The sequence below is a fragment of the Bacillus sp. SIMBA_008 genome (genome assembly GCF_046535495.1).
Lineage (GTDB): Bacteria > Bacillota > Bacilli > Bacillales > Bacillaceae > Bacillus > Bacillus subtilis.
In genome coordinates, this window is sequence record NZ_JAWRWL010000087.1 from 1 (window position 1) to 378 (window position 378).

Consider the following 378-nt stretch of genomic DNA (forward strand, 5'->3'; position numbering starts at 1 on the left):
CTACACTGTTCGTAACAAATACGAAGGGATGATGGGTGGACAATGATTAACTAATCTTATTTTGACCGTTTGAAATCAAATATTTCAAATCAGAAAAAATAGGATTAGTCTGCCCATTTTCTATACGATACGAGAAAGCTATGTAAAAATAGCTTATTTGATCACGCACAGGTACGGCTAATCCTTCCAAATCAATTGGGAGGATTTTTTTGTCCTCCCTTTAAAGCGAGGGATTGACATATGAAAGAAATGTTAAAAATAAGCGGCATCAGTTACGAAATCAACAGCGTTCCCCTTTTTGAACAGATCAGCGCGAGTGTTCAGCAAGGCGACATCATCGGTGTTATCGGTAAAAACGGCGCCGGCAAATCTTTATTG

At 38.6% G+C, this 378-nt stretch carries 1 protein-coding gene; it reads left to right on the top strand.

Annotation, left to right across the window (positions count from 1 at the left end):
* Positions 1–240: 240 nt before the first annotated feature.
* Positions 241–378 (top strand): ATP-binding cassette domain-containing protein (locus SB658_RS22260; RefSeq protein WP_410602369.1); only part of this gene is annotated, 138 nt, incomplete at its 3' end.